General features: G+C 65.2%; 22 protein-coding genes. 5 read left to right on the forward strand and 17 right to left on the reverse strand.

The annotated features are described in order from the left end of the window. The first annotated feature begins 23 nt into the window (after window positions 1-23). Window positions 24-1706 (forward strand): ABC transporter permease subunit, encoded by a 1683-nt coding sequence (locus AAID08_RS28635; RefSeq protein ID WP_395757214.1) that lies wholly within the window; start codon window positions 24-26, stop codon window positions 1704-1706. 17 nt (window positions 1707-1723) lie between these two features. Beyond that, complete coding sequence (locus AAID08_RS28640; protein WP_175143567.1) at window positions 1724-2485, forward strand: DeoR/GlpR family DNA-binding transcription regulator; 762 nt, start codon at window positions 1724-1726, stop codon at window positions 2483-2485. A gap of 7 nt (window positions 2486-2492) precedes the next feature. On the opposite strand, the gene AAID08_RS28645 is transcribed toward AAID08_RS28640, so the two are convergent. The 4 genes from AAID08_RS28645 to AAID08_RS28660 all read right to left on the reverse strand — a co-directional run bounded on the left by AAID08_RS28645 (window position 2493) and on the right by AAID08_RS28660 (window position 7063). After that, window positions 2493-3494 carry a tripartite tricarboxylate transporter substrate binding protein gene (locus tag AAID08_RS28645; RefSeq protein WP_175167889.1) on the reverse strand — a complete coding sequence of 334 codons (1002 nt, stop codon included), beginning with the start codon at window positions 3492-3494 and terminating at the stop codon, window positions 2493-2495. A gap of 166 nt (window positions 3495-3660) precedes the next feature. Continuing rightward, window positions 3661-5256: a rhodanese-like domain-containing protein gene (locus AAID08_RS28650; protein WP_175167888.1), complete on the reverse strand. Its 1596-nt coding sequence runs from the start codon at window positions 5254-5256 to the stop codon at window positions 3661-3663. A gap of 2 nt (window positions 5257-5258) precedes the next feature. Further along, a complete protein-coding gene (metC, locus tag AAID08_RS28655) occupies window positions 5259-6470 on the reverse strand; it encodes a cystathionine beta-lyase (protein ID WP_054504510.1) in 1212 nt (403 codons plus the stop codon). 5 nt (window positions 6471-6475) lie between these two features. Further along, complete coding sequence (locus AAID08_RS28660) at window positions 6476-7063, reverse strand: cysteine dioxygenase family protein (RefSeq protein WP_054504511.1); 588 nt, start codon at window positions 7061-7063, stop codon at window positions 6476-6478. Between the two features lie 122 nt (window positions 7064-7185). On the opposite strand from AAID08_RS28660, the gene AAID08_RS28665 reads away from it, so the two are divergent. Continuing rightward, entirely contained in the window at window positions 7186-8067 is an 882-nt protein-coding gene (locus AAID08_RS28665) for a LysR substrate-binding domain-containing protein (protein ID WP_054504512.1), read from the forward strand. A 48-nt stretch (window positions 8068-8115) separates the two neighbouring features. On the opposite strand, the gene AAID08_RS28670 is transcribed toward AAID08_RS28665, so the two are convergent. From AAID08_RS28670 to AAID08_RS28705, 8 genes are all read right to left on the reverse strand, one after another. Continuing rightward, window positions 8116-9120 carry an asparaginase gene (locus tag AAID08_RS28670; protein WP_175143565.1) on the reverse strand — a complete coding sequence of 335 codons (1005 nt, stop codon included), beginning with the start codon at window positions 9118-9120 and terminating at the stop codon, window positions 8116-8118. Further along, entirely contained in the window at window positions 9113-10030 is a 918-nt protein-coding gene (locus tag AAID08_RS28675) for a ParB/RepB/Spo0J family partition protein (protein ID WP_026382435.1), read from the reverse strand. The genes AAID08_RS28670 and AAID08_RS28675 overlap by 8 nt, the downstream gene beginning before the upstream one ends. A gap of 44 nt (window positions 10031-10074) precedes the next feature. Further along, entirely contained in the window at window positions 10075-10890 is an 816-nt protein-coding gene (locus AAID08_RS28680; protein WP_054504514.1) for a GNAT family N-acetyltransferase, read from the reverse strand. A gap of 12 nt (window positions 10891-10902) precedes the next feature. Next, complete coding sequence (locus AAID08_RS28685; protein ID WP_054504515.1) at window positions 10903-11703, reverse strand: ParA family protein; 801 nt, start codon at window positions 11701-11703, stop codon at window positions 10903-10905. Beyond that, window positions 11700-12389 carry a 16S rRNA (guanine(527)-N(7))-methyltransferase RsmG gene (rsmG, locus tag AAID08_RS28690; RefSeq protein WP_116791280.1) on the reverse strand — a complete coding sequence of 230 codons (690 nt, stop codon included), beginning with the start codon at window positions 12387-12389 and terminating at the stop codon, window positions 11700-11702. Before rsmG ends, AAID08_RS28685 begins: the two co-directional genes overlap by 4 nt. Continuing rightward, window positions 12386-14305, reverse strand: coding sequence for a tRNA uridine-5-carboxymethylaminomethyl(34) synthesis enzyme MnmG (gene mnmG, locus AAID08_RS28695; protein ID WP_054504517.1), 1920 nt, complete (start codon window positions 14303-14305; stop codon window positions 12386-12388). The genes rsmG and mnmG overlap by 4 nt, the downstream gene beginning before the upstream one ends. Before the next feature lie 2501 nt (window positions 14306-16806). Next, window positions 16807-17013, reverse strand: coding sequence for a cold-shock protein (locus AAID08_RS28700; protein WP_006389561.1), 207 nt, complete (start codon window positions 17011-17013; stop codon window positions 16807-16809). Window positions 17014-17245: 232 nt separating this feature from the next. Then, window positions 17246-18280, reverse strand: a complete 1035-nt coding sequence (locus AAID08_RS28705) for an AbrB family transcriptional regulator (protein ID WP_395757215.1) — start codon at window positions 18278-18280, stop codon at window positions 17246-17248. 115 nt (window positions 18281-18395) lie between these two features. Between AAID08_RS28705 and AAID08_RS28710 the strand changes: the two genes are divergently transcribed. Further along, window positions 18396-19562, forward strand: a complete 1167-nt coding sequence (locus AAID08_RS28710) for a pyridoxal phosphate-dependent aminotransferase (RefSeq protein ID WP_269875096.1) — start codon at window positions 18396-18398, stop codon at window positions 19560-19562. A 173-nt stretch (window positions 19563-19735) separates the two neighbouring features. Here AAID08_RS28710 and AAID08_RS28715 read toward each other — a convergent pair whose 3' ends face one another. The 5 genes from AAID08_RS28715 to AAID08_RS28735 form a co-directional block, all read right to left on the reverse strand. Next, window positions 19736-21262: a tripartite tricarboxylate transporter permease gene (locus tag AAID08_RS28715; RefSeq protein WP_054504520.1), complete on the reverse strand. Its 1527-nt coding sequence runs from the start codon at window positions 21260-21262 to the stop codon at window positions 19736-19738. Further along, on the reverse strand, window positions 21259-21696 hold the full coding sequence (locus tag AAID08_RS28720; protein ID WP_054504521.1) for a tripartite tricarboxylate transporter TctB family protein: 438 nt from the start codon (window positions 21694-21696) through the stop codon (window positions 21259-21261). The genes AAID08_RS28715 and AAID08_RS28720 overlap by 4 nt, the downstream gene beginning before the upstream one ends. 121 nt (window positions 21697-21817) lie before the next feature. Continuing rightward, window positions 21818-22816, reverse strand: coding sequence for a tripartite tricarboxylate transporter substrate binding protein (locus AAID08_RS28725; protein ID WP_054504522.1), 999 nt, complete (start codon window positions 22814-22816; stop codon window positions 21818-21820). 112 nt (window positions 22817-22928) lie between these two features. Further along, on the reverse strand, window positions 22929-24305 hold the full coding sequence (locus AAID08_RS28730; protein WP_244976940.1) for a sensor histidine kinase: 1377 nt from the start codon (window positions 24303-24305) through the stop codon (window positions 22929-22931). A 97-nt stretch (window positions 24306-24402) separates the two neighbouring features. After that, window positions 24403-25080 carry a response regulator gene (locus AAID08_RS28735; RefSeq protein WP_054504523.1) on the reverse strand — a complete coding sequence of 226 codons (678 nt, stop codon included), beginning with the start codon at window positions 25078-25080 and terminating at the stop codon, window positions 24403-24405. A 492-nt stretch (window positions 25081-25572) separates the two neighbouring features. Between AAID08_RS28735 and AAID08_RS28740 the strand changes: the two genes are divergently transcribed. Beyond that, the gene (locus AAID08_RS28740) at window positions 25573-26964 is read left to right on the forward strand and encodes a ClcB-like voltage-gated chloride channel protein (RefSeq protein ID WP_395757216.1); all 1392 of its coding nucleotides are present in this window, start codon (window positions 25573-25575) and stop codon (window positions 26962-26964) included. The last annotated feature ends 30 nt before the right edge of the window (window positions 26965-26994 follow it).

Here is a 26994-nt window from a genome sequence, read left to right on the forward strand (position 1 = left end):
CCGGCACGCGCGGGAGTCATGGCATGAACACGGTTCGTATCGGCGCCGCCACTTCGCCGCGGGCCAATCGCTCGTCGGCATCCCTGGATCGACTGCTGCTATGGACCTGCGTCGGCATCCCGATGGCGGGCCTGGCGCTGTTCTTCCTGTATCCATTGGCCACGGTCGGCTGGCGCAGTCTGGTGGAAAAGGACGGCGCTATCGGCCTGGGCAATTACGCCGACGTGTTCGCCACCCGCGGCATCCTGACCGCCACCGCCAACAGCCTGACGATGAGCGCGGCCACCACCGCCGTCAGCCTGCTGCTGGGCTTTGCCATCGCTTTCGGGCTGGACCGCAGCCGCATGCGCGGAAAGGCGCTGGTGAAGCTGGCGCTGGTGCTGCCGCTGCTGGCACCGTCGCTGGTGCAGGGGCTGGGGCTGATCTTCATCCTTGGACGCAACGGCCTGGTGCATCGCTGGACGGGCTGGGAATTCGATATCTACGGGTTCTGGGGCCTGCTGATCTCCAACGTGTTCTACGCCCTGCCCCAGGCCGTGCTGATCCTGCAGGCGGCGCTGCGCAACACCGATGCGCGCTATTACGACGCGGCCGAGGTGATGGGCGCGTCGAGCGCGCGGCAGTTCTTCGACATCACGCTGCCCAACTGCAAATTCGGGCTGCTGAGCGCGGCGTTCGTGGTGTTCGTCATCACCATCACCGACTTCGGCAACGCCGCGGTGATCGGCGGCAACTATCGCGTGCTGGCCACCGAGATCTACAGCCAGGTGTCGGGGCAGATGAATTTCGGCATGGGCTCGGTGGTCGGCATCCTGCTGCTGCTGCCGTCGCTGATCTCGGTGCAGATCGAACGGGTGGCGTCGCAGCGCCAGTTCGGCGCCGCCTCGCCCAGCGGGTTGCGCGTCACGCCGCAACCGGCGCGCGGCCGCGACCTGGCGTTCACGGCCGGCGTATTGCTGTGCGCCGGCGCCATCGTGGTGACGGTGGGCACGGTGGTGTTCGCCAGCTTCATGCGGCTGTGGCCGTACCGCATGGAGTGGACCTTGAAGCACTACGACATCACCGTCAGCGGCGGTTATGCGCCGCTGTGGACCTCGCTGTACCTGTCGCTGGCGGCCGCGGCCGGCGGGGTGCTGCTGCTGTTCTTCCTGACCTTCGGCGTGTGCCGCATCCCGCGCGCCTGGGCCAAGCTGGTGTACCTGGTGTCGGTGCTGCCCGTGGGCGTGCCGGGGCTGGTGCTGGGGCTGTCGTACATCTTCGCCTTCAATTCGCCCGCCAATCCGCTCTACGCGCTGTATGGCAGCGCCGCGCTGATCGCGCTATGCAACTTCTACCACTATCACACGCAGGGCTTCCTGACGATGATGACCGGCATGCGCGCCGTGCCGCAGGCGCTGGAGGAGGCGGTGAGCTGCCTGGGCGGCGGCACTGTGCAGGTGCTGCGCGACGCGGTGCTGCCGCAGATCGCCCCAACGGTGCTGGGCGTGTTCTTTTTCCTCTTCATGCGCTCCATGGTGACGCTGTCGGCGGTGATCTTCCTGGTCACGCCGTCGGTCAGCGTCGCGCCGGTTTCCGTACTGCGGCTGGACGAAGCCGGGTTCGTCTCGCAGGCCGCGGCCTATTCGACGCTTATCATGCTGGTCGTGGGCGGTTCGCTGCTGGCGATGCGCGCGTTGATCGCGCTGCCGGCGCGACGCCGCAAATAGATTAGGAAGCATCCGATATGTGGCAAGAAGAGCGGTATCAGAGAATCCGCGCCCTGCTGTCTTCCCTGCAGCAAGTATCGACCGACCGTATCGTCGGCGAACTGGGGGTATCGCGGGAGACCGTCCGGCGCGATCTGCTGGAGCTGGAGGCGATGGGCGAATTGCGCCGCGTGCATGGCGGCGCGGTGCCGGTGCACAGCGAGCCGCCCATCACGGAACGCGTGCATACCCGCGTCAAGTACAAGCGCGCCATCGCGCGCGCCGCCGCCGGCCTGGTGACGAGCGGCCAGACGCTGTTCCTGGACGCCGGCAGCACCACCAGCATGCTGGCGGACGAGCTGGCCAAGCTGAGCGGCCTGACCCTCATCACCAATTCTTTCGACGTGGCACTCAAGGTCGGCGCCGCCGGCAACGGCGCCAATGAACTCATCATGCTGGGCGGATCGGTGGGCGGGCCGGTGTGCGCCACCGCCGGCGACATCACCGTCGCCGAGATCCACCGCTACCGCGCCGACGTGGCGTTGCTGTCGCCGGTGGGCGTGGATGCCGAATGCGGCGCCACCAGCTACGACCTGCGCGAAGCCGAGGTGGCGCGCGCCATGGCGGCCAACGCCAAACAGCGCATCCTGCTGGCCGACTTCAGCAAGATCGGCCTGTGCAGCCGGGTGTCGTACTGCGAGGTGAACCGCATCGATCACCTCGTCACCAACACCAACGCACAGAAACAGCCGGCCTTCGCGGCCCTGAAGAGCGCGGTCGGCAAGATGCTGGTGGTGTAGCGCCGCCTCAATCCACCGACACCCCCGCCACCTTCACCATGTCGGCCCAGTACGCGGTGTCCTGTTGCAGGCGCTTGCCGAACGCATCGGGCGCGCTGCCGACGGGCTGGCTGCCGCCGGCCTGGATCTTGGCGATCACATTGGGCGACTTCATGGCCTGCGCCACCGCCTGCGCCAGGTAGGCGACGCGTTCGGGCGGCGTACCGGCCGGCGCGAACAGGCCGTACCAGTCGTCGGCCGTGATGCCGTCCATGCCGGATTGGCCAAGCGTCGGCGCGCCCTTGAAGATGCCGATGCCGTTCTCATGGCTCAGCGCCAGGATGCGCAGCTTGCCGGCCGCCACCATCGGCTCGGCCGAGGCCGGCGAGGTGATCAGCATGTCGACCGTGCCGCCCATCAGGTCGGTGATCGCGGGCGCGGCGCCACGGTACGGCACGTGCACCAGCTTGACGTTGGCCTTCTGCGACAGCAGCGCCCCCATCAGGTGGCTCATGGTGCCGTTGCCGGGCGTGGCGTAGGTGATGACGCCGGGCTGCTTGCGCGCGGCGTCCAGGTAGTCGCCCAGCGACTTGTAGGCGCTTTCGCTGCGCGCCACCAGCACCAGCGGCGCCGAGGTGATCTGCGAGATCGGCACGAAATCCTTGAGCGGATCGAAGCCCACGTTCTTGTACAGGCGCGGGTTGACCGCCATCACGCTGGTCTGCGACATCACCAGCGTATAGCCGTCGGGCTTGGCGCGCGAGACCTGCGAAGTGCCAACGTTGCCGCCCGCGCCCGAGCGGTTTTCCACCACCACGCTCTGGCCGGTGATGGCGCCCAGTTCCTGCGCGAGGAGACGCGCGACGCCATCGTTGCCGCCCCCCGGCGGGAACGGCGAGACCACGGTGATGGGCTGCTTGGGATAGTCGGCCAATGGCGCCGGCGCCTGGGCGTGGGCATTCATCCCCCAGGCGAGGCAGGCCAGGGCCGCGGCGGTCTTGCAGGCATGCTGCAGATTGAGCTTGATCATCGGTATTTCCCCTTGTGGTTGGCGGCCGGATGCTCGGCCGTCCATTGCATTTCGGTTCGCCATGAACCGTCCGCGCCCCGCCGTCGAAAGCGTCGGGGCGTGCTGATCGGATGAAGCGTTGGGCGCGGCCGCCACGGCGGCCGCGAGGATCATGCAGTCACGGCGGTCACCCGGCCGGGAAGCGGTAGGCGGCGCGTTCGCGCGCGTCGATCTGCTTGACCAGGTTGGTCTCCCAGGCGAGGTACTGGCGCGCGGCGGCCTTGTTGCCGTCGTGGCGGTCGTGCACAAAGAACAGGTAGTCGATGCAATCGGCGTCGGCCGGCTCGGCCGGCGTAGACACCAGCGCCAGGCCGGCAGCCGACCAACCCGCGGGCGTGCCCAGGTTGGCCTTGACGTCGCGCACGCCGAGCGCGCGCAGGTCCGCCGCGGCCCAGGCGGCCACCGCGCGTTCTTCGGCCAGCAGCACCAGCGGACGCGAGGGATCCAGCGCCAGGTCGGTGAAACGCGGCCGCACCGACCAGCGCGCCCCGTCGATGTGCTGCGCGCGATAGCGCATGCTGGGACGTATGTCGAGCAATTGGGCGCCTTGCGCCTGCGCGGCGGCCAGGGCCGCGTCGTCGAGCAGCGTCAACGCGGGCTCCGCCGCCGGGGCGAGAGGCGCTTGCAGGTCGGCGGCCACGCCTTCCCGCAACACGCTCGCGTCCCAGCCCATCTGGCGCAGCCAACTGGCCACCACCGGCGCGCGCACGCCTTCGCCATCGAACACCACGATGCGCGCGCCGCGCACCGCCAGGTACTGGTCGGTGGCCTGGATCAACTGGCCGCCGGGCGTGTGCTGGGCGCCCGGCAGCGAGCCGCGCGCGAATTCCTCGGCGCTGCGCACGTCGCACAGGAAGGTGCTGCGGCTGGCGTCGTTCAGCCAGGCGCGCACCTGCGCGGCGTTCACTTCCGGCACGCCGTGACGGCGGGCCAGGCCAGCCGAGCGCTGCGCCAGGTCGGGCAGGTCCGCGGCGGCCACCGTGTCGTCGTAGCGGCGGCTGGCGCCATGCTCCAACTTGAAATCAGCGAGATACCAGCCCTGCGTGCCGTTCTCCAGTGCATAGACCGGGTTGGGCACGCCCAGATTGATAAGCGTCTGTGCGCCGATGATGCTGCGCGTGCGGCCGGCGCAATTGACCACGATGGTGGTGCTCGGGTCGCGCGCCAGCGTGTGGGCGCGCAGGGCCAGCTCGCCGTTGGGGCAGCAGATGCCGCCGGGAATGCTCATCTTCTGGTATTCGCTGTAGGGCCGGCCGTCCAGCACGATCAGGTCGTCGCCGCGGCGCTGGCGCTCGGCCAGGTCGGCGGCGCTGATGCGCGGGGTGTGGAAAACCTCTTCGGCCAGTTCGCCAAAGGTCTTGCTCGGCACGTTGACCCCGGCGAAGGCGGCATAGCCGTCGCGCTGCCATTGCGCGATGCCGCCGGCGAGGCGATAGACCCGCGTGTAGCCCAGGGCGCGCAACGCTGTCGCCGAACGCGCGGCGACGTCGTCGTCGCCACCTTCGTCATAAACCACCAGGCGCACGTCGCGACGCGGCGCCAGGCGCGCGATGTCGGCCTCGAGCCGGCTGAACGGCACGGGCGCCGCATAGAACAGATGGGACTCGCCGTACTGGCCATGCTCGCGCACGTCCAGCAGCGCAATCTCGCCGCCGTCATGCAGCCAGCCCTTGAGGGTGTGCGAGTCGATATCGGCCAGTGTCAGGTGGGAATGGGAATGCATCGTTAAATCCGCAGGGAATCGGAGGAAGGGGCGTTCTGGGTCTGCAGGCCGGGCCGCAATTGGCCGAATGCCTGGTCGAGGTCGGCGATCAGGTCGTCCGGCTCCTCCAGACCGATATGCAGGCGCAGCATGGCGCCGTGCGGGGCGACGGGCAGGGAACGCGCTTTGGACAGATTGACGGGAATCACCAGGCTTTCGAAGCCGCCCCAGGAAGCGCCGATGCCGAACAGGCGCAGCGCGTCGATGGCGCGTTCCATGTCGGCGTCGGTGATGCCGGCGGCGAACTCAAGCGTCAGCAGGCCGTTGGCGCCCGAGCATTCGCGCCGCCAGACCGCATGCGCGGGATCGTCGGGCAAGGCCGGGCACAGCACGCGCGCCACTTCCGCCCTGCCCTGCAGCCACTGGGCCACGCGCAGGGCGCTGCGGGCGTGCTGCGCCATGCGCAGCGGCAGCGAGCGCATGCCGCGCAGCACCAGGAAGGCGTCGTCGGCGCCGACGGTCTGGCCGAAGTCGATGCTGGCGCGTTCCAACGCGCGCCAGGCGCGGGCATTGGTCACCACCGCCCCCATCATCACGTCGGCATGGCCGCCCAGGTATTTGGTGGCGGCGAGGATCGAGATATCCGCGCCCAGCGCCAGCGGCTGGCACAGCAATCCCGAGGCCCAGGTGTTATCCACAGCCAGCCAGCAATCGTGGCGCCGCGCCAACTCGGCCAGTTGCCGCAGGTCCGGCATCTCGTAGGTCAGCGAGCCGGGCGACTCGGCATAGATCATGCGCGTGTTGGGACGCAGCAACTGCGCCAGGCCGGCGCCGTCCGGCCGATAGAAGGTGAATTCGATGCCCAGCCGCGCAAGGTGCTCGGCGCAGAAGCGGCGCACCGGCTCATAGACCGCGTCGGTCACCAGCACATGGTCGCCGGCGCGCAGATAGGCCAGCAGCACGACGGCGATCGCGGCCTGGCCCGTCGGATAGAGCTGGGCGCGATGGCCCTGCTCCAGCTCGACCAGCGCGTCTTCCAGCGCGTGCGTGCTGTCGGTGCCGCGCGCGCCGTACGACGGCAGGCGTTCCTGTTCGCGGCGCGCGCGGGTGTCACGCCAGGCCGCGACGCTGTCGAACACATAGGTGCTGGCGCGCGTGACCGGGGTATTGACCCAGCCGGCATGGGGACGCCCGGCGCGCAGCAGGCGCGTCGCGGGCCGCAGGGGCTTGTTCATGATGTTCAGCGGCGGGTCTGCACGCCGATCGGCATGACCTTGCAGGTGCCTGCCGCCAGGTCGAAAGCGAGTCGTTCGGTCAGCGTCTCCAGGGCGCGGCCATACATGTGCAGGTGGCGGATGACGCTGTCGCCCTGGATCTCGACGGCATGGATGTCGTCGGGCATCAGCGCGATGCCGCTGCCGGGTCCCACCACCACGGTGCCGGTCTTTTCCAGGCGGCCCACGCCCGGCACCGACCCGTCGTCGGTGCGGTCGTAGACGTAGTTGTATTCCACGCCTTCCACGGCGGCGATACAGGCCCAGGTGGTGTGGTTGTGCGGCACGATCTGCTTGCCGGGGCGCATCACGTTCAGGTAGAGCGCGTAGCTCTTGTCGGCGTCTTCGCCGATCAGGTAGCGCGCCTGGCGCTCGCCCTCTTCCGGCGCCGGATAGCGGTCCTGGGCCCACCAGTCGGTGTGGCTGGCCAGGCCGATCAGCTCGTCCAGCACGGCCTTCAGGCTGTCGCGGTTCAGGCCCTTATTTCCTAAAGTATTTTTAATATTTCCGATGGCGCTATCGATGCCCTGCTGCTGGGGGTGCGTGGTGCTCACAGTGACTTTCCCTCGTTTTTCATGAGTTATTACGGTCACTGTATCGCCGCGCCGGGGCGCCAACAATTTAAATTGCCTTAATATTCCATAAGCACTGCTAATACTTTAGACCCACCGCCCCCATGCGCAATCTCGATCTGGACCTGCTACGCACGCTGACCGCGATCGCGCGTTACGAAACGTTTTCCGAAGCGGCCAACCGGCTGCACAAGACCCAATCGGCGGTGACGCAGCAGATGCAGCGGCTGGAAGCGGCCATCGGTTTGCCGCTGTTCGAGAAACAGGGGCGCAACAAGGCGCTGTCCACACATGGACGGCGCCTGGTCGAATACGCGCGCCACATGCTGGCCATCAACGATGAAGCGCTGCGCGCGCTGCAGGATGCGCCGCTGGAAGGCGACCTGCGGCTGGGCGCGCCGCTGGACGTGGCCGACACCATTCTGCCGACCCTGCTGACCCATATCGCGCGGTCGGCTCCGCGCGTGAAACTGGAGATCCGCACCGATCGGAGCCCGTTCCTGATGGACGCGTTGCGCGCCGGCGAACTGGACCTGACCATCTCGACCCGCTTCGACCAGGAATTCGAGGGCGTGGCGCTGCGCACCTCGCCCACGGTATGGCTGGCCTCGGCCGACTATGTGCATGACGTCAACGCGCCGGTGCCGCTGGTGCTGGCCGACGAGCCCAGCATCTTTCGCCGCCTGGCATTGACCGCGCTGGAGCAGGCGCAGGTGCGTTGGCACACCAACTACGTGGCGCCCAACCTGGTCGGCATCAAAGCCGCGTTGCGGGCCGGCCTGGGCGTGACGGCGCGCAGCGTCGAACTGCTGGCGCCGGAGATGCGGGTGCTGGGCGAAAAGGAAGGCCTGCCGCCGTTGCCGGACGTGACGTACTTCCTGTGGATAAGGCGCGACCTGATCAATCCGCTGACGCGGCAAGTCTACGACATGCTGCGCACCAGCCTGGGATTGGCGCATGGCGCCGACGCGCCGCCCAATCCCTGACAGCGGCGGTCAACGCAATGGCCCGCTGTGCGCGGCCGCAGGCGTCGCTCAGTAGCGATCGAAGCAGCGCTGCAACGCCGCGGGCTCACGCGTGACGCATAACGCCAGCATCAGCAGCACGCGGGCCTTCTGCGGATTCAAGTCGCCGGCGGCGACGAACCCCAGCGCCGCGTCATCCAGTTCGACGTCGCGCGCGACGAAACCGCTGCCGGTGCGACTGGATCGCGCCACCGCGACGCCGTTGGCGGCAGCGCGGGTCAGGGCTTCGATAGCCAGATCGGTGGCGTTGCCGTCGCCCACGCCCGCCAGCACGATGCCGTCGGCCTGGCGCGCGACGAAATCGATGACGTCGCCCTGCAGGTCGGCGTGCGCATAAACGATGTCCACGCGCGGCCAGCCTGCCTTTTCCAACAATGCGAGTGAAAACTCGCTTTGCGTGCTGTGCGTGGTGGTGTTGCGTGAATAGAAGCACGGCGTGCCGCCGTGCATGACGCCGGCGCGGCCGCGGTTGGGCGAGGCGAAGGCGTTGATGCCGGCGCTGGCGATCTTCTGCAGTTCGCGGGCGTAGTGCACGTCCTCGTTCATGACGACCAGCGGACCGCGACCGCGGGCATCGGGATGGCGCGCCAACGCGACGGCGTTGTACAGGTTTGCCGGGCCTTCGGCGCCCAGGGCGGTCGCCGGACGCATCGCGCCCACCAGCACCACCGGCTTGTCGTGCCGGATCACCAGGCTGAGGAAGTAGGCAGTCTCTTCAAGCGTATCGGTGCCGTGCGTAATGACGATGCCGGCCACCGACGGATCGGCGCACAGCGCATCGACACGGAGCGCCAGCGCGCGCCAGACGTCGTGCGTCATGTTCTGGCTGCCGACATTGGCGACCTGTTCGGCGCGGATATCGGCCAGCGTGGACAGTTGCGGCACGGCGGCCAGCAGGTCGCCCACCGAGAAGGATCCCGCCTTGTAGCCGGCGGAGGTGGCATCGGCCTGCGCGCCGGCGATGGTGCCGCCGGTGGCCAGGACCGCGACGACGGGCAATGCCTGCTCAGGCATCGACGACTCCCGACAGGCCTTGCCGTTCCAGCAGCGAATTCAGGTGTTCCCAGCCATGGAAGTCGATGACGATCTGGCCTTTTTCCTTGGCGCCGACCTTGAGCGCCACGCGCGTGCCCAGATGGTCGGACAGCGCTTCTTCCAGGCGCGTCAGGTCGCGCGACACGCCGTTGGCCTTTTTCTTGGGCGAGGCGGCGCTCTCGGCTTCCTTGGCGGTCTTTGCGACCAGCTTTTCGGCTTCGCGCACCGACAGGCGACGCGCGATGATCTGGTTGGCCAGTTGGATCTGCGTGGCCGCGTCGACCGCCAGCAGCGCGCGCGCATGGCCCATGTCGACATCGCCAGCCAGCAGCATGGTCTGCACCGCGGAAGCCAGGTTCAACAGGCGCAGCAGGTTGCTGGTGGCCGAACGCGAGCGGCCGATGGCCTGGGCGGCCTGCTCGTGGGTCAGGCCGAATTCGTCCAGCAGGCGGCGCACGCCATGCGCCTCTTCGAGCGGATTGAGGTCTTCGCGCTGGATGTTCTCGATCAGCGCCATGACGGCCGCGTTCTCGTCGGCGACTTCGCGCACCAGCACCGGCACTTCCTTGAGGCCGGCCAGTTGCGCGGCGCGGAACCGGCGTTCGCCCGCGATGATCTCGTAGTGGCCGGGCGCATCGCTCAGCGCGCGCACAAGAATGGGTTGCATGATGCCTTGTGTGCGAATCGACTCGGCCAGCTCGCCCAACGCGCCCTCGTCCATGCGGGTTCGCGGCTGGTACTTGCCGGCCCGCATCTTCGAAACAGGCAAGGTGGACGGCAGACCCTCGGGCTTGGCCGGGGCCTTGCCGATATTGTCGATGGCAGGCGCGTCGGCGCCCAGCAAAGCGTCAAGTCCGCGACCCAATCCCTTGGGTTTCTTGGTGGCCATAGTTAAATCCTCTTTCCTTCTGTTCTTGGTATCCCGAGCCGGGCTCAGGCGGCCGCCTGCTCGGCGGGCAGGCGGTACCAATACGCGTAACAGTCTTTGAAACCGTAGCGGCCATACAAAGCGCGCGCGGCGGTGTTTTGCGGCTCCACCTGCAGATAGGCCGTGGTGGCGCCGTCTTCGACGCATGCGGCCAGCAGATGCTCAACCAACATCGCGGCATGTCCCTTGCGCCGCTGCGCGGGGTCCGTCACGATATCGAACAGTCCCGCGAGGTCGCCATCCCGCACGGCCATGCCCCCCGCCACGCATGCGCCGGCGGCGTCGAACGCCAGCACCGGCAAGATATCCACAGCCAGTCCTTCCAGGCGCGCCTGATGCTCGGCGATGTGCTCTGGCCGGGAATCGCGCATGCGTCCGACCGCCGCCGCGAAACGGGTGGCGTCCACTGTCCTGAAAAGCAGATCGCCCCGGGCGGCCAGCCTGGGGGCGAGCGGCATGCTCATGACTCGGGTCTCTTCGGTAAGGAGGAAGCCCCGCGATGCCAGTTCGGCATCCAGGGCGAAATCGGGGCCGATGGAGGTCAGGCGCACCACCATGGGCAGGCCATGACGCGCGTACAACGTTGAACAATACGCCAGCCGCTCATCGAGCGGACGTGTGGATAACCCCAGCACATTGATGCTGCGTACCCGTTTGGCGGACGACGGCGCAAAGCGCACCAGCCAGCCATCGTAGAGCACCTGCGCGCGCACTGCCGTGGCGTTGAGCGCGGCCTCTTCCAGCCGCACGCGCAGCCCGTCCCGCACGTCGGCAGGCGGCGTGTGGGTGGCGTCCGGGGACAGGCGGATGACGGCGGACATGATGCGGACAGCTTATTTGTTGAGTTCGCGGACGCGCTCGATCATCTCGGCGCCAAAAGAGATGTACGCTTGCGCGCCACGCGAGGCACGGTCGTACACCACCCCGGGCATACCGTAGCTGGGCGCTTCGGCCAGGCGCACGTTGCGCGGCACCACGGTCTTGAAGACCTTGTCGCCGAAGTGCGATTCGAGCTGCGCCGACACCTGTTGTTGCAGCGTCATGCGCGGATCGAACATCACGCGCAGCAGGCCGATGACCCGCAGGTCGTCGTTGATGTTGCGATGCACGCGCTTGATGGTGTTGACCAGATCCGACAGGCCTTCGAGCGCGAAGTACTCGCATTGCATCGGGATGATGACGCCATGCGCTGCGGCCAGGCCGTTCAGCGTCAGCAGCGACAGCGTCGGCGGGCAGTCGATCAGGACGAAGTCGTACTGGCTGGCGACGGTGTCGATGGCGGCCTTGAGCTGGCGCTCGCGTTCATCCATCTGCACCAGGTCGATCTCGGCGCCGGACAGCTCGCGGTTGGCGGGCAGCACGTCGTAGCCGCCCGATTCCGAGCGCACGCGCGCCTGCTCGATGGTGGCTTCGCCGATCAACACCTGGTACAGATTCGACTCGAGCGAATTCTTGTCGATGCCGCTGCCCATGGTGGCGTTGCCCTGCGGGTCCAGGTCCACCAGCAGCACACGTTGCTTGTGCGTGGCCAGCCCGGCCGCCAGGTTGATGGCGGTGGTCGTCTTGCCGACACCGCCCTTCTGGTTGGCGATGCAGAAAACGCGGGCGGTCGAGCTGGGGGGTAAGTTCTTCATAGGGTTCCTTGACTGCGGCGCATCCAGATCAGGCAGCGTTCTGCTTGCAGCTCCGGCACCCGGAGCGGCTGAATATGGTCGACTTGCCATTCCCCACGCGCGTGCAGCGCCTGGATCTCATCATCCGGGACCTTGCCCTTCATGGCGACGAGGGTACCACCGTTGCCCACATGTCTGCCCGCGAGCATCGCAAAATCCTCCAAGGATGCGAAGGCGCGCGACGTCACAATGTTGCAGCCGGCGGGTTCCAGCGTTTCGATGCGCGCGTGGCGCGCCTGCAGGTTCGGCAGCGCCAGCGCGCCGCTCATCTGCCGGACGAATGCAGTTTTCTTTTCAACGGCGTCGATGCAGGTCACCGACCATTCGGGCCGCATTACCGCCAGGACGACACCCGGCAGCCCGCCGCCCGAGCCGACATCGTAGACCTTGGCCGGCGTGCCGGGCGCGCCCAGGATGTCGCTGAACGGTCCCACGGCAGCGAGGCTGTCGAACAGGTGCTGCACCAGCATCTGCTGCGGATCGCGAATGGCGGTCAGGTTGTAGGTCCGGTTCCAGCGCTGCATCTGCGCCAGGTAGTCGAGCAGCTTGGCGGACGCCGCGGCGTCCGCCTGCAGTCCGAGCTGCTCGAAGGCATGCGCGAGGCGGCCGGCCATGTCCGCGCCGGCCGGGTGGGGATGGGCGCTCATGCGGCTTGCTTGCGCGAGCCGTAGTGCAGGCGCTTCAGGTGAATCAGCAGCAGCGAGATCGCCGCCGGCGTCACGCCCGAAATACGGCCGGCCTGGCCGATGGTCTCGGGGCGATGCGTCTTGAGTTTCTGGCGCACTTCGAACGACAGGCTGGTCACGGCGTCGTAGTCGACGTCGGCCGGAATGGGCTGTTGTTCGTGCGCGATCTGCTTCTGTACTTCGTCCTGCTGGCGGGCGATGTAGCCGGCGTACTTCACCTGGATCTCGACCTGCTCGGCCAGGACTTCGTCCTCAACCACCCCCGGGCCGGCCAGCAGCGTGCCGTCGACATTGCGGGCGGTCATCAGCGCTTCATAGGAAACGTTGGGCCTTTTCAGCAGGTCTGCTAGTGAGTACTCACGTTCAATTGCCTTGCCCAGCAGCGGTTCCGCCACTTCCTGCGGCAGCACGCGGGGATTGACCCACGACGACTTCAGGCGTTCGACTTCGGCGGCGACGGCGTCGCGCTTGCGGTTGAATGCGTCCCAGCGGACATCGTCGACGATGCCGAGCTGGCGCCCGATTTCGGTCAGGCGCAGGTCGGCGTTGTCTTCGCGCAGGCTCAAGCGATATTCCGCACGCGAGGTGAACATGCGATAGGGCTCGGTCACGCCGCGCGTGACCAGATCGTCTACCAGCACGCCGAGATAGGCCTCGTCGCGGCGCGGCGTCCACTGCTCGCGATCCAGTGCGGACAGGGCGGCGTTGACGCCAGCCAGCAGGCCTTGGGCGGCGGCTTCTTCGTAGCCGGTGGTGCCATTGATCTGGCCCGCGAAATACAGGCCTGCGATTGCCTTGGTTTCCAGCGTGCTCTTCAATCCACGTGGATCGAAGTAGTCGTATTCGATGGCGTAGCCGGGGCGCAGGATATGCGCGTTCTCCAGGCCGGGCAAGGAATGGATCAGGTCCAACTGCACATCGAACGGCAGGCTGGTGGAGACGCCGTTCGGATAGACCTCGTGCGTGTCCAGCCCTTCGGGTTCCAGGAAAACCTGGTGCGATTCCTTGTCGGCGAAGCGGTGGATCTTGTCTTCGATCGACGGGCAGTAGCGCGGGCCGACGCCTTCGATGACGCCGCTATACATCGGCGAGCGGTCCAGGCCGCCGCGGATGATGTCGTGGGTCCGGGCATTGGTATGAGTGATCCAGCACGGCAGTTGCCGCGGGTGCATGGCCACGTTACCCATGTAAGAGAACACAGGGATCGGATCCAGGTCGCCCGGCTGCTCTTCCAGGATGCTGTAGTTGATGCTGCGACCGTCGATGCGCGGCGGCGTGCCGGTCTTCAAGCGGCCTTGCGGCAGTTGCAGTTCCTTGAGGCGTTGTCCCAGGGAAATTGCCGGGGGGTCACCAGCGCGGCCGCCCGAATAGTTCTGCAGTCCCACGTGGATCAGGCCATTCAGGAACGTGCCGGCGGTCAGGACCACCGTCTTCGCCCGGAACTTCAGGCCGACCTGGGTAACGGCGCCGACCACGCGGTCGCCCTCCACCATCAGGTCTTCCACGGCTTGCTGGAACAACCAGAGATTGGGCTGGTTTTCCAGGCGGCCCCGGATGGCCTTGCGGTACAGCACCCGGTCCGCCTGCGCGCGGGTAGCGCGCACGGCCGGCCCCTTGGAGCCATTCAGGATACGGAATTGAATCCCCGCCTCGTCCGTCGCCAGCGCCATGGCGCCGCCGAGGGCGTCGACTTCTTTGACGAGATGACCCTTGCCAATCCCGCCGATGGAGGGATTGCAGGACATTTGGCCTAGGGTCTCGATGTTGTGAGTCAGCAGCAGCGTCTGGGCACCGGTGCGTGCCGCAGCCAGCGCCGCTTCGGTACCGGCGTGGCCGCCACCGACGACGATGACATCGAATTCGCGGGGATAATCCATGATGGGGAGATAAGAGAGCGTTCGGTGCTCATTATAGAGGCAGGGGGTGCATGTTTCACGTGAAACATGGTTCGCTGCAGCAATGGAGGCAGTAACACTGCGGCTCGTGTGCAGATTGACAACGAGAAACCGTCGATCGGCGTTTGAATATGTCGGCATCTGCCGCTGTTAGAGGGTGAGGCTCCATGGGAACATCTTGTGCCCGTAGTGAAACGAGGCAATGTTTCACGTGAAACATGGGCGCCGCGGAGGACAACGGAGAGTCCAATACTGTTCATCGCTGGCATCGCAGCATGAGGCAGAGATCGGCCTTCCCCGCCAGCGATTCCCCTCCTCTGCGCCTCGCGTCATGGCCGGCCGATGTTTCACGTGGAACATGTAGTGCATCCAGCGATGAGGGAGTTTCCGAATCGACCTCCACATCGATTCCGACCTGGCCACCGTCAATATATCGATAACCCAGACGTATCGGCCGCCCCGTTTCACCGATACTGGACACCGATGTTTCACGTGGAACATCGCTGTACAAAGGGCCATTAACCACAGGTCCACCCACGCCGTAATGCCAGCCGATAGATATTCCTCGTCAATTGCAGATGCCTGCGTTCGATGTTTCACGTGAAACATGCCGCACCTTGCGGTTGGAGTTGGGGCGGCAATCCGCTAGTCGATCACCACTGAATAGTTGTTCCACGTGGAACATAGAGAAAAGCACATCGACCCCTGAGCGCCTGTCGCATTGACAATGCGACGAGCCCGGGCGCTTCATGGCTCCAGCGTCCCTACAAGCCAAACAAATAATGCAGGAACAACGGTTCCTCGCTTAGTGATCGGGCAGTCGGGCATCTAAAGAAAAAAAGCGTTTTATCTTCCCCTATCCTACCCCTACCCCTAAAAAATCATCTTTTCTAGTGTTTCACGTGGAACAGCAAGTCCAGTCCGTCCAACGTGGGCGCCCGGAATCTCACAATTTTCACCATCGCATTCGCGGTCATTCATCTTGAATGTCTCTCGTCATTCATCTGAAACACCAAGGCCCTATGACAAATCCGCCACACCGGGAGCGGACGCCCGGCACCGTTCGCTTCTTCAACAGCCGAACGGCAATGCCACAAGCCGACGCGCCGAAGCATATCGTCCGGAAATGGCGTGAGTGGATTCTTGGGCTAAACCGGAAAGCCGACGCAACGCCGCCGGCGCGTTGTGCACAAACCCATCCACAGCCAGGAATGCTCCCGGGACCTTGGTTTCACGTGGAACAACTTTGGGGATAACTCGAAGATGCGCCACAGCAAGAAGTCGACAACGCGGACCTGAAGCGATCGAAGGAGAATTACCCAGATTGCGGAAAGCGCACAAATTCGCAACGCGCCACCCGGCGGAAAACCTGGCTACAAGCGCAAAATTGCCATGCCTGCAACGTCTGCGATCCGGCCTGCAGGTATACCCGGGACGATACGGCGAGACGGGAAAACAGCAGTGGAAAAGATTGTGGATAAGCCGCCGCTATCGGCGCGATAAGCGTTGCCAAAATAGGCCCCCGCTGCGGAAAACAAGTCGGTCCCGCTCCGGCCGCGCAGTTGAGATATCGCCTTCGACTTCACGGGGAACTTCACACCCGGTCAAAAGTCCAACCGCGCCTTAAGCTGGCGCCAGCATCTTATTCACATATTTATCCCACGCCGCTGGACCGCATCGGCGGGCTGTGCGCAACTCATGCAGGACGCTCGATCGCACAATCATCTTGCCCGTCCGCGGAGTTTCGCGCCATCATCCTTTCGGCTGACACGTGTTCCCGCAATGGCCAATCTGGGCGCTAACTGTGGAAAACTCATTGGCGAAAATTTCCGCCTGAATTTTCCTTCACATGAAATCCACAAGTACGGGGTCGCGATGCAAAACCGGACGGCAGCAGGCCACCGGCCAATCGTGGAAGACGATTTTTGATCCACTATCCCCATTTCTATCCACAGGCTGAACCCCCACCTTTTGGCTACTCGAGGTGTCATTCTGTGCATAACCCGGATGGGGATATCTTTGTGCACAACCGCGGCGCGGATGGACAAAAAATGGGTCGTGGCGGGCATCACTGATGGCCTGGCAACGACGAATGCCATGCCGCGAGACAGGCAAAAAAAGCCGTAAATGCCCGCTTTTCCTAGGGAAATGCACTATTTCCCTCGACGCCCGCCCGGTCCGGCGCAGCGGCGCAGCCAATGGGAAAATCGCCCTTCCGCCTCGACAGATCTTTCCAGGAATTGTGCAAAACTACGGCGCGAAAAGGCGGTGTGCTTCATTACTGCGCAGCGCAATGCACATGCCCGGGAATAATTATCCACAAACTTATCCAACGCTCGAGGATATGTTAGTAACCACTAACATCACCGTATGAGCAGGCTGCGGACACGGCTGCCGCAAATGAAACAACGCCCCAGACCGCGAGGTTCTGGGGCGTTGCAGCCAGGCCAGGCCTGGCGGACGGGAAATTGGGATTTCCCGATTTAGAGCGGGCGAATTTCGGCCGCTTGAGGTCCTTTCGGACCATCCTTGACTTCGAATTCGACTTCCTGCCCTTCGTTCAGGCTGCGATAGCCGCGGCCCTGGATGGCGGAAAAGTGTGCGAAAACATCGGTGCCACCGGCATCCGGCGTAATGAAACCGTAACCCTTGTCAGCGTTGAACCACTTGACTTTGCCCTTCTGAGCCATTTTCCTAGCGTCCTGTAATTAACGAAATGCAATGAATCAAGGACGCCGTGAGAACTGAACGACCGGTAGGGATACCTGCGTTGCTGCTGCGTTCTCGCTTGCCGCAAAAGCGGCAGAACAAGTCCGCGCGCTGCTTGAATCAACTGCGGAACCAGCATACCCACCCCGCATTACAGACTCATATAGTTGTTTTCCCCAATGTCGTATTTTTCTGACTGGAACGCCAATACCGCTACGCGGAATTTGCCTGCCGCCGCGCCAGGAACGCGTACATCGGACCGGTCACGATCACCACGAACACCATCCGCGAGACATGGAATGCGGTCACCACCGGCACGCCCAACTGCAGCACCTTGGCGGTAATCGCCATCTCGGCGATGCCCCCCGGCGTGGTGCCCAGGATCAACGTCGGCACCGGCGCCGCGGACCACAACGACAATAACGCCCCCAGGCCGAACGCCAGTGCCAACGCGATGACCGTGAACACCGCCACCGCTGCGATAAATCGCGGCGCCGCGCGGAAGAAATCCGGGCGATAACGATCCCCCAGCGACCAGCCGATGAAGAGCTGTCCGATCTTGGGCACGAAATCCGGCAACGCGGACAACTCGATGCTACTTGCGGTCAGGATCATCGCCACCAGCATTGGCCCCAGCACCCATGGATTCGGCAGGCGCAGCTTCATGAAGCACAGCCCGCCAACGCAGGTCAGCGCCACCAGCGCGGCCAGGCCGGCGCCATGCACGGTCCTGGGCCCGGGCACGGTGGGGTCGATACCGGCCACACCCCACCACTGGAAAATGAACGGCACTGTGACCACGACCAGCAGCACGCGCACGCTATGCGCGGTCGCCACGCGGTCGATGCGGGCGCCGTGTCGCTCCGCCAGGCTCGCCATTTCGCTGGCCCCGCCCATGGCCGACGAAAACCACGCCGTCTTGAAATCAGCATCGGTGTAGCGCCGCAAAATGGCGGTGCCGATGAACGCCAGCCCCAACGCGAACATCATGCCGACGATGATGGGGCCGGCATTGCTGCCTATGTGTCCGATCACCTGCGGCGTGAAATACAGGCCTAGCGACGTGCCGATGACCCATTGGCCGGCGTTGCGCGCCGGCCGCGGGCATACGGTGCCGCCGCCCGCGATGCGCACCGCCGCTGTCAACAGCAAGGCCCCCAGCATCCATGGCAACGGCAAATGCATCCACAGCGCCAGCAAGGCGCCGGTCAACGCGATCGCCAGGCCGCCGAAGACCCTCCACAACATGTTTTGAACCACGATACCGCCCGCGCCTATAAGCTCATGAGAAACCCGAATTATGAGTTAGTGGGATACTTACGAAAACTCTCTTGCACACCCAGCGTTCCACTTCGCGTCCACCATGATCCGATCCAAACTTCCCGACGTCGGCACCACCATCTTTACCGTCATGAGCCGCCTGGCCATTGAGCACAAGGCCATCAACCTGGGCCAGGGCTTTCCGGATTTCGATCCCGATCCCGCGCTGTGCGCGCTGGTCAGCAAGGCCATGGCCGACGGCCATAACCAATACCCCTACATGCCCGGCGTGGCGCCGCTGCGCGAAGCCATCGCCGCCAAGACCCAGACCCTGTATGGCCGCGCCTACGACCCGGAAACCGAGATCACCGTCACCAGCGGCGCCACCGAGGCGCTGATGGCCACCGTGCTGGCCGCGGTCAACAGCGGCGACGAAGTCGTCGTCATCGAGCCCTGCTACGACTCCTACCTGCCGGCCATCCGCCTGGCCGGCGGCACCGCGGTGCCGGTGCCGCTGCGCGCGCCCACCGCCGAGGATCCTTACTACCGCATCGACTGGCAGCGCGTGCGCGACGCCATCACGTCCAAGACCCGCCTGCTGATGCTGAACTTCCCGCACAACCCCACCGGTGCCGTGCTGGACGACAGCGATCTCGATGCGCTCGAGGCCATCGTGCGCGACACCGGCGTGCTGTTGGTGTCGGACGAGGTCTATGAACACATCGTGTTCGATGGCAAGCCTCATTCCAGCATCGCGCGCCGCCCACTGCTGGCCGAACATGCGTTCGTGATCTCGTCGTTCGGCAAGACCTATCACACCACCGGCTGGAAGATCGGCTACTGCTGCGCGCCGCGCCAGCTCAGCGCCGAGCTGCGCAAAGTGCACCAGTTCATGGTGTTCACGGTGCCATCGCCGATGCAGTTCGCGCTGGCCGAATTCATGCGCGATCCCAAGCCCTACCTGGACCTGCCCGCGTTCTACCAGGCCAAGCGCGACCGCCTGTCGCAAGGCTTGGCCAAGACACGTTTCAAGCCGCTGCCCAGCCCCGGCACGTTCTTCCTGCTGGCCGACTACAGCGAAATCTCCAGGCAGAACGAGGCGGACTTCGCGCGCGACCTGACGGTGCGCCACGGCGTCACGGTGATTCCCGTTTCGGCGTTCTACCAGAAGCCCGACGCGGCTGAGTCGAACCATCGCATCGTGCGCTTCTGCTTCGCCAAGAAAGACGCCACGCTCGATGCCGCGCTGGAGCGCCTGGCGCGGGTCTGAAGACGCGCCGCGCGCATCAAGACGAAGCGCCCCATCGGGGCGCTTTCCTTTTGTCTCGACCACAAATGTAGAGATGAAAAAAAGGAGCGCCGCGGCGCTCCTGAACTACCTCCGGCGTGATCCGCTCCGACGCCGCGCGGCCCCGTGCCGGCGGGGCCGCGGCGCGGAACCCGTCACACCGGTTCGGCGGCAACCTTCCTGGCCCGGCGCACGCGGCGCAGGATCTGCGGCACCACCACCACGGCGATGGCGGCGGTCCATAACGTGATGGCGACAGGGCTGGCGAACAGCACCGACACGTTGCCATCGGTCATCGACAAGGCCCGGCGCAGGTTCTGCTCCATCATGTTGCCCAGCACCACGCCGAGCACCAGCGGCGCCATCGGCACGCCGAACTTGCGCAGGAAATAGCCGAGCGCACCAATGCCCGTCACCAGCAGCAGATCGAACGTGCCGGCGTTGATGGCATACACGCCGATATAGCTGATGCACAGGATGCCCGGCACCATCAGCCAGCCCGGCACCGACAGCACTTTCGAGAACAGCCGCACCATCGGCACGTTCATGACGAACAGCAGCACGTTGGCCACGAACAGCGAAGCGATCAGCCCCCACACCAGTTCCGGCTTGGTGTCGAACAGCACCGGACCGGGCGTGATGTTGTAGAGCGTCAGCGCCCCCATCATCACCGCGGTGGTGCCCGAGCCCGGCACGCCCAGCGTCAGCATCGGCACGAACGAGCCGATCGCCGACGAGGTGGCGGCGGCTTCCGGCGCAACCAGGCCGCGCATGTCGCCCTTGCCGAACTTGGCGTTCGGATCCTTGGCTTCGATGATGCGCTTTTCCTGCGAGTAGGCCACGGCCGCGGCCACGCTGGCTCCAGCGCCCGGCAGCACGCCGACGCCGAAGCCCACCAGCGCGCTGCGCACCACGCTCCACCAGGTGAACGCCAGCTCCTTCAGGTTGAACAGCTTGCGGCCGCTGGGCTTGACCTCGACGCTGTGGCCCGCCATCACCTTCTCGAGCATTTCCAGCATCTCGCTGACCGCGAACAGCGCAATCACGACCACCACGAAATCGATGCCATCGGCCAGGTGCACGGAGTCGAAGGTATAGCGGTATACGCCCGAATTCGCATCCACGCCGATGACCGAGATCGACAGGCCGATCATGGCCGCCAGCACGCCCTTGATGGGTTGCTTGCCGAGCAGGCTGGTGAGGCAGCAGAAGGCGAAGATCATCAGCACGAAGTACTCGGCCGGACCGAACGCCAGCGCCCATCTGGCCAGCAGCGGCGCCAGCAGGATGATGCCCACTACCGACACGATGGCGCCGAAGAACGCGGACCACGCCGACAGCGACAGGGCGACGTTGGCCAGTCCCTGGCGCGCCAGCGGATAACCGTCCAGCGTCGTCATGATGGCGCTGGCCTCGCCCGGCACGTTCAGCAGGATCGAGGTGATGCGGCCGCCATATTCCGCGCCCACGTAAACCGCCGCCAGCAGGATCAGCGCGGTCTCGGGCGGCAGGTTCATGGCGAACGCGATCGGAATCAGCATCGCCACGCCGTTGATGGGCCCCAGGCCCGGCAGCACGCCCACCATGGTGCCGAAGAACGAGCCGATCGCGGCCACCAGGATGTTGGTCCATGAGAACGCAACGCCAAAGCCGATCGACAGATGATCGAGGATTCCGCTCATATCAGGTTCTCCAGCAAGCCACCGGGCAGGACGACATCCAGCACCTTGTCGAACAGCACGAAAAAGAAAACGCTCATGACCACGCCGCCAAGCGCGCACTTGGCCCAGCCGCCGCCGAACAGGCGGCCGACGAAGACCGTCATCAACGCCGTCGCGATGACGAAACCGAGCCACTGGAACAGAAAGGCGTAGGCGGCGGCGAACACCACCATCAGCGCAATACGGCCATTGGCGCCGGCGGGATTGGGTTCGACCGGGTTGCCGCCCTTGTAGGCCAGCCGCAATCCGCACAGGCCGATGATCAACGCCAGCAGCAGCGGGAAGGCGCGTGGTCCCACGGGTTCGTAGGCGAATGGGGCTTCGATGCCCCACCCCGCCCAGGTCATGAAGGCCGCCAGCAGCAACGCCGCGATGCCCAGGATTCGATCGTTCATGATCAGCTTTCCGTTGGTTGAAGGACCGCGCGGCGCGAGCCCGCCCTGGCCGCCGGCTCCAGGCCGGCGGCGCTGCGGGCGCGCTGGATGCGCGCGGCGGGATGGGAGAACGCCCTGCGGCTTACTTCTTGACCAGGCCGAAGGAGCCGGCCAGTTCGGCGTACTGCTTGACCTGCTGCTTCACGTAGGCGTCCAGGTCGGCGCCGGTCTTGTTGAAGGGGAACAGGCCCTGCTGTTCGCGCAGCTTGGCGAACTCGGGCGCTTCGGTGACGCGGTTGAAGGCGTTGACCCAGAACTGGTAGTCGGCATCCGACACCTTCGGGCCGACGTAGAAACCGCGGATGATGGGCCAGACGATGTCGTAGCCCTGCTCCTTCGCGGTCGGCACCGTGCCGAGCTTGCCCGGCAGGCGCTGATCGTTGAACACGGCCAGCACGCGGATCGGTGCGCCGCCCTCGAGCATGGTGAAGGCTTCCGCGGCATCGCCCATGTAAGCCTGGATATGGCCGCCACGCAGCGCCGTCACGGCCTCGCCGCCGCCCTCAAAGGCCACGAAGCGCATCTTCTTGAAATCGACCCCGGCCGCCTTGGCGGTCAGCGCGGCCTTCATCCAGTCCTGGCTGCCCACGGTGCCGCCGGCGCCCAGCACGATCTTGGTTGGATCCTGCTTGAAGGCGTCCATCAGGCTCTTGAGGTCGGTGTACGGCGAATCGTTGCGCACCACGGCCACGCCGTAATCGGTGCCGATAGCCGCCAGCCAGCGCACGTCGTCGACGTTGTACTTGCCGAACTTGCCTTGCGCGAGATTCAGCAACGAACCGCCCGAGAACGCCACGATGGTGCCGGGCTCGTTGGGATGCTGGGCCACGATGTTGTTGTAGGCCACGGCGCCGATGCCACCCGGCATGTAGACGATGCGCATGGCGCTCTTGAGCGCCCCGCTCTGCTTGAGGCCCTCGGTGGCCAGGCGGCAGGTCAGGTCGAAGCCGCCGCCGGGCTGGGCCGGCGCAATGCACTCGGGGCGGCGCGGTTCGTCGGCGGCATGGGCGGCGCCCAGGGAAAGGGTGATCGCGCCGAGCGCCGCGACGGCGGCCAGGCGCAGCTTGAGGCTGGTCTGCATTCTTGCGTCTCCGAATTTATAGGTCTAGGCATGGCTGGCGATCGGGGCGGTCTGCCGCCGGGTCGGGCTCCAGCGGATGCAACCGTACAAAATCGAAGCTTTCCAATACCTTTCAAAAACCGCTATTTTCCTGGTGCGGCGCAACATCGGACGCCATTTCCAGGGAAAACACCAACGCGGCGCGCAGGCCGGGCAAGGGCGTCCGGTTCTCCAGCACCAGGCGGGCCCCCAGCAGCCCGGCAATGGTGTCGACGATGGCCAGTCCGAGGCCGGCGCCGGGCTTGTTCTTGCCGGCCGCGCCGCGGCGAAAGCGGATGCCGGCCCGGGCGATGTCTTCGGCTGACATGCCGGGACCGCTGTCTTCCACGGCCAGGCTGGCCTGGCCGGAATCGCCGCGCACCACCACCGTGACCACGCCGCCGGGGGCGGTGTAGCGGATGGCATTGTCGACCAGGTTGCTGACCGCCTCGCGCAACAGCCAGTCCACGCCCTGGACCACGACCGGGTCGTCGGCGGCGTCCAGGCCGATGTCGATCTGCCGCGATCGGGCGGTCGGCAGCAGGGCCCGGATGACGCCATGGGCCAGTCCCACCAGGTCGACCGGCTCGGCCGCCAGGCCGCCTTCGGCCAGCGAGGCGTCTTTGGCGCGCGCCAGGGCGAGCATCTGGTTGGTGGTGCGTACCGCCCTGTCCAACCCGTCCTGCATCGCCAGAAGGGCTGTACGGACCTCCTGGGGGCATGTTTCGCGCAAGGCATAAGCCGTCTGGGTGCGCAAAACCGACAAAGGCGTGCGCAACTGGTGCGAGGCGTCGTCCAGGAACTGGCTCTGGACCCTCGCCTGAGCCGCGTAGCGGGCCATGTGGAGGTTTACGGCCGCCACCAGGGGTAGGACCTCACCTGGCATCTCCGACGCGCTGACGGGGCTTAAATCGTCCGCGGAACGCCTCTCCACTTCCTGCTTCAGGCGCTGCAGGGGGCGTAAGGCCATGAAAACCCCCAGGACGATCACCAGGACGCTGATCAGGATCACGGCCAGATCCCGCTCCACCGAGCGCACCAGCACCTGGTGCAGGAAAGCCTGGCGGCTCTCCAGGCCTTCGGCGACCTGGACTATAACCCGTCCCCCTTTGTTCGCGTAGAGCGGCGGGTTCATCGGCCTGGCCAGGGCGGCGACCCGTACCGGGGTGCCCAGGTAGGTCGCGTAGAAAAACTGGGCTTCGCCGGATTCCAGCGGCTGGGGCGGCATCGGCAGCCCGGGATGACCGATTTCGGCCAGCCCATCCTCGGTGGCCACGCGGTAGAACACGCTGCCATTGGCCGTCAGCTCGAAAAATTCCAGCATCAGGTACGGCTGCTCCATGGCTAATCCACCGCTGGCTGTGGATATGTTGTGGTCGATCGCGCGCAGCGCGCCAGCGAGCGACCGGTCATAGGCGATATCGACCTGGTTGCGCAACTGGTGGTTGGACAGCCAGAGCGCGCCGACCATCACCAGTACCAGGGTCGGGATCAACCACCAGAGCAACTGCGTTTTCAGGGTCCGGTTGCGGTTTTTTTTCCTGGAAACCGGGGTTTTTTCCGGAAAACTAGTTGTCAACAGCGTTCTCCAGGCAGTAGCCCATGCCGCGCATGGTGGTGATCTGGACGCCGGTTTCCGCCAATTTTTTGCGCAACCGGTGCACCAGCACCTCGATGGCTTCGAGGTTGATGTCGGCATCGTCGGTCACGATGCGATCCAGGATCTGCTGCTTGTTGATCGGTTCGCCGCTTTTCTGGATCAACACTCGCAGGACCGCGTGTTCACGTGGGGATAACTGCAAAGCCTGTCCGGAGACCGTGAATTTTTGCGCGGAAGTCTCGAAAACCAGGTTTCCCAGGGTGAGTCGCGGATGGTCGCGGCCACGGCTGCGGCGTACCAGTGCGATCAAGCGCGCTTCCAATTCTTCCACGACAAACGGTTTCGGCAGGAAATCGTCCGCGCCTTCGTGAAGTGTCCCGATTTTTTCGGCCAGCGAATCGCGCGCGGTCAAGACCAGCACCGGCGTACGGTCGTCGCGCGCGCGGATCTTCGCCAGCAAGGTATGGCCATCCATGCCGGGCAGTCCCAGGTCGAGGATGACCGCATCGAATTCTTCGACCGCCAGTCTTCTTTCGGCGACCAGACCGTCATCAGCCCAGTCGACCACGAAGCCCGCGTGCCGGGCCAGGCTTCTGGAGAGCCAGCGAGCAAGTTCGGCTTCGTCTTCTATGAGAAGGATGCGCATGGACGGAGTCCGGGGGGGCGTGGCTGGGAGGTGAGAGAAAGCATGTTTGTCTTTTCCCTGTATTTCTCTTTATATAAAGACTAATGATTAATAAGGCCTGTGGATAACTACCTTAACCTTGGAAACCTGTTTTTTTTCATCAGGTTGCGAGCGTTTTTGGCTGTGCAAGAACTCTGTGTGGGAAAAGAGCCGAAGTTGGACAAGATTTGGGAGTGGACCAAAAACCCCCGCTTGTTCAACTTGCCTCCACACAATGTGCACAACCTGCCGCCCTAGGAGTTATCCACAGCCCTTTTCTGCCGAACCGGGTCGGGAAGCGGCACTTTTACCCCGAAAAAACGCCCCTTGCCTACCCTGGTTTTCGCCCCTTTCCAGGCGCGTAAAGGCCTTTGGAGGCGTTGCGGGAATCGGCCATGTGAGGGGTGGCGTGCCCGTGCGGTTGACGTTGGGCTGAACAAAAAGTGAGCAGATTTCCGCCGTAGAATCCCGCCCATGGCACGACAACTCAGAATCAAGAAACCGGCCTGGGCGACCTGGCTGAGGGGCCGTTTGCTGGCCGACAACCTGCCCGCGACCTTGTGCGCGGCCGCGCTGATGGGACTGGCCGGCGCGCTGGCGACGGTGATCTTTCGCGAACTGCTCGGCGGGATCCAGATGGTCCTGGGCGGGGTCGATTCACCGCACGGGATGGTCTCGCTGGCGCGCGGAATGTCGCCCTGGGAACGGCTGCTGCTGCCGGCGGCCGGGGGCGCGATCGCGGGGTTGATTCTGCAGGCGGCTGCCCGGCGCCTGCCGCCGCGCGGGGCCGCCGACTATATGGAAGCGATCGCCATCGGCCGCGGCGTGATCGGCTTTCGCCAGACCGTGGCGCGCAGCATTTCTTCTTTGTATTCAATCGGTTCGGGCGCATCGATTGGCCGCGAGGGACCGATGGTGCAGTTGGCGGCGATGTTCTCGTCGCTGTCGGGCCGCTATCTCGTCCTGCCGCCTCGCCATCTGCGGCTGCTGGTGGCCTGCGGCGCCACCGCCGGGATCACCGCCGCCTACAACGCGCCGATCGCCGGCGCGCTGTTCATTTCCGAGATCGTGTACGGCGCCATTTCCTCGGCGACGCTGGTGCCCCTGGTGGTGTCGTCGGTGGTCGCCAATATCGTGACGCGCCAGATCCTGCACTACGACGCGGTGTTCCACATGCCGCCGTTCGAGTTCGTGTCCGGCTGGGAGGTGGCCAATTACCTGGGGCTGGGCCTGATCGCCGGGGTGGTGGCGCCGCAGTTCCTGCGGTTTCTCGACGGGTCGAAGGCGTTGTTCCGCCGCCAGGCCCTGCCGTTGTGGGCCAAGATGGCGCTGGGCGGACTGGTGGTCGGCGCCCTGTCGGTCTTAAAACCCGAGGTCTGGGGCAATGGCTACAGCGTGGTCAACAGCATGTTGCACACGGAATGGGCCTGGCAGGCCGTGGCGGCGATCCTGCTGTTCAAGATCGTGGCCACCGGCGCCAGCGTCGGTTCCGGCGCGATCGGCGGCGTGTTCACACCGACCTTGTTCGTGGGCGCGGCAGTGGGCGCGTTGTATGGGTCCGGCCTGCACGCGCTGTTTCCCGCCAGCGATCTGTCGGCCGTGTCCAGCTACGCGGTGGTGGGCATGGGGGCGCTGCTGGCGGCCACGACCTACGCGCCGCTGATGTCGATATTGATGATCTTCGAGATGACGTTGAGCTACGAGGTGATGTTGCCGTTGATGCTGGCGTGCATCACCGGCTTCGTGATCGCGCAACGCATCCGGCCGGATTCGGTGTACGCGAAATCGCTGGCCAGCAATCGCATTGTGCGCGAGACGTTGAAGGCGGCGCCGGTGCCGACGGCGGACAATGCGCGGGATTCCTGACCGGAATTTTCGACAAAAACCCCTTGGAAA

This window comes from Achromobacter sp. EB05 (assembly GCF_044232075.1).
GTDB lineage: Bacteria > Pseudomonadota > Gammaproteobacteria > Burkholderiales > Burkholderiaceae_B > Achromobacter > Achromobacter dolens.

Excerpts from the sequence above, each read along its gene's own strand:
- AAID08_RS28685 (WP_054504515.1), bottom strand. The coding sequence starts at position 11,703 with ATGAAGAACTTACCCCCCAGCTCGACCGCCCGCGTTTTCTGCATCGCC.
- AAID08_RS28700 (WP_006389561.1), bottom strand. The coding sequence starts at position 17,013 with ATGGCTCAGAAGGGCAAAGTCAAGTGGTTCAACGCTGACAAGGGTTAC.
- AAID08_RS28725 (WP_054504522.1), bottom strand. The coding sequence starts at position 22,816 with ATGCAGACCAGCCTCAAGCTGCGCCTGGCCGCCGTCGCGGCGCTCGGC.
- AAID08_RS28640 (WP_175143567.1), top strand. The coding sequence starts at position 1,724 with ATGTGGCAAGAAGAGCGGTATCAGAGAATCCGCGCCCTGCTGTCTTCC.
- AAID08_RS28730 (WP_244976940.1), bottom strand. The coding sequence starts at position 24,305 with ATGGTCGGCGCGCTCTGGCTGTCCAACCACCAGTTGCGCAACCAGGTC.
- mnmG (WP_054504517.1), bottom strand. The coding sequence starts at position 14,305 with ATGGATTATCCCCGCGAATTCGATGTCATCGTCGTCGGTGGCGGCCAC.
- AAID08_RS28710 (WP_269875096.1), top strand. The coding sequence starts at position 18,396 with ATGATCCGATCCAAACTTCCCGACGTCGGCACCACCATCTTTACCGTC.
- AAID08_RS28740 (WP_395757216.1), top strand. The coding sequence starts at position 25,573 with ATGGCACGACAACTCAGAATCAAGAAACCGGCCTGGGCGACCTGGCTG.
- AAID08_RS28735 (WP_054504523.1), bottom strand. The coding sequence starts at position 25,080 with ATGCGCATCCTTCTCATAGAAGACGAAGCCGAACTTGCTCGCTGGCTC.
- AAID08_RS28635 (WP_395757214.1), top strand. The coding sequence starts at position 24 with ATGAACACGGTTCGTATCGGCGCCGCCACTTCGCCGCGGGCCAATCGC.
- AAID08_RS28665 (WP_054504512.1), top strand. The coding sequence starts at position 7,186 with ATGCGCAATCTCGATCTGGACCTGCTACGCACGCTGACCGCGATCGCG.
- rsmG (WP_116791280.1), bottom strand. The coding sequence starts at position 12,389 with ATGAGCGCCCATCCCCACCCGGCCGGCGCGGACATGGCCGGCCGCCTC.
- AAID08_RS28680 (WP_054504514.1), bottom strand. The coding sequence starts at position 10,890 with ATGTCCGCCGTCATCCGCCTGTCCCCGGACGCCACCCACACGCCGCCT.
- AAID08_RS28650 (WP_175167888.1), bottom strand. The coding sequence starts at position 5,256 with ATGCATTCCCATTCCCACCTGACACTGGCCGATATCGACTCGCACACC.
- AAID08_RS28720 (WP_054504521.1), bottom strand. The coding sequence starts at position 21,696 with ATGAACGATCGAATCCTGGGCATCGCGGCGTTGCTGCTGGCGGCCTTC.
- AAID08_RS28715 (WP_054504520.1), bottom strand. The coding sequence starts at position 21,262 with ATGAGCGGAATCCTCGATCATCTGTCGATCGGCTTTGGCGTTGCGTTC.
- AAID08_RS28705 (WP_395757215.1), bottom strand. The coding sequence starts at position 18,280 with ATGTTGTGGAGGGTCTTCGGCGGCCTGGCGATCGCGTTGACCGGCGCC.
- AAID08_RS28645 (WP_175167889.1), bottom strand. The coding sequence starts at position 3,494 with ATGATCAAGCTCAATCTGCAGCATGCCTGCAAGACCGCCGCGGCCCTG.
- metC (WP_054504510.1), bottom strand. The coding sequence starts at position 6,470 with ATGAACAAGCCCCTGCGGCCCGCGACGCGCCTGCTGCGCGCCGGGCGT.
- AAID08_RS28675 (WP_026382435.1), bottom strand. The coding sequence starts at position 10,030 with ATGGCCACCAAGAAACCCAAGGGATTGGGTCGCGGACTTGACGCTTTG.
- AAID08_RS28670 (WP_175143565.1), bottom strand. The coding sequence starts at position 9,120 with ATGCCTGAGCAGGCATTGCCCGTCGTCGCGGTCCTGGCCACCGGCGGC.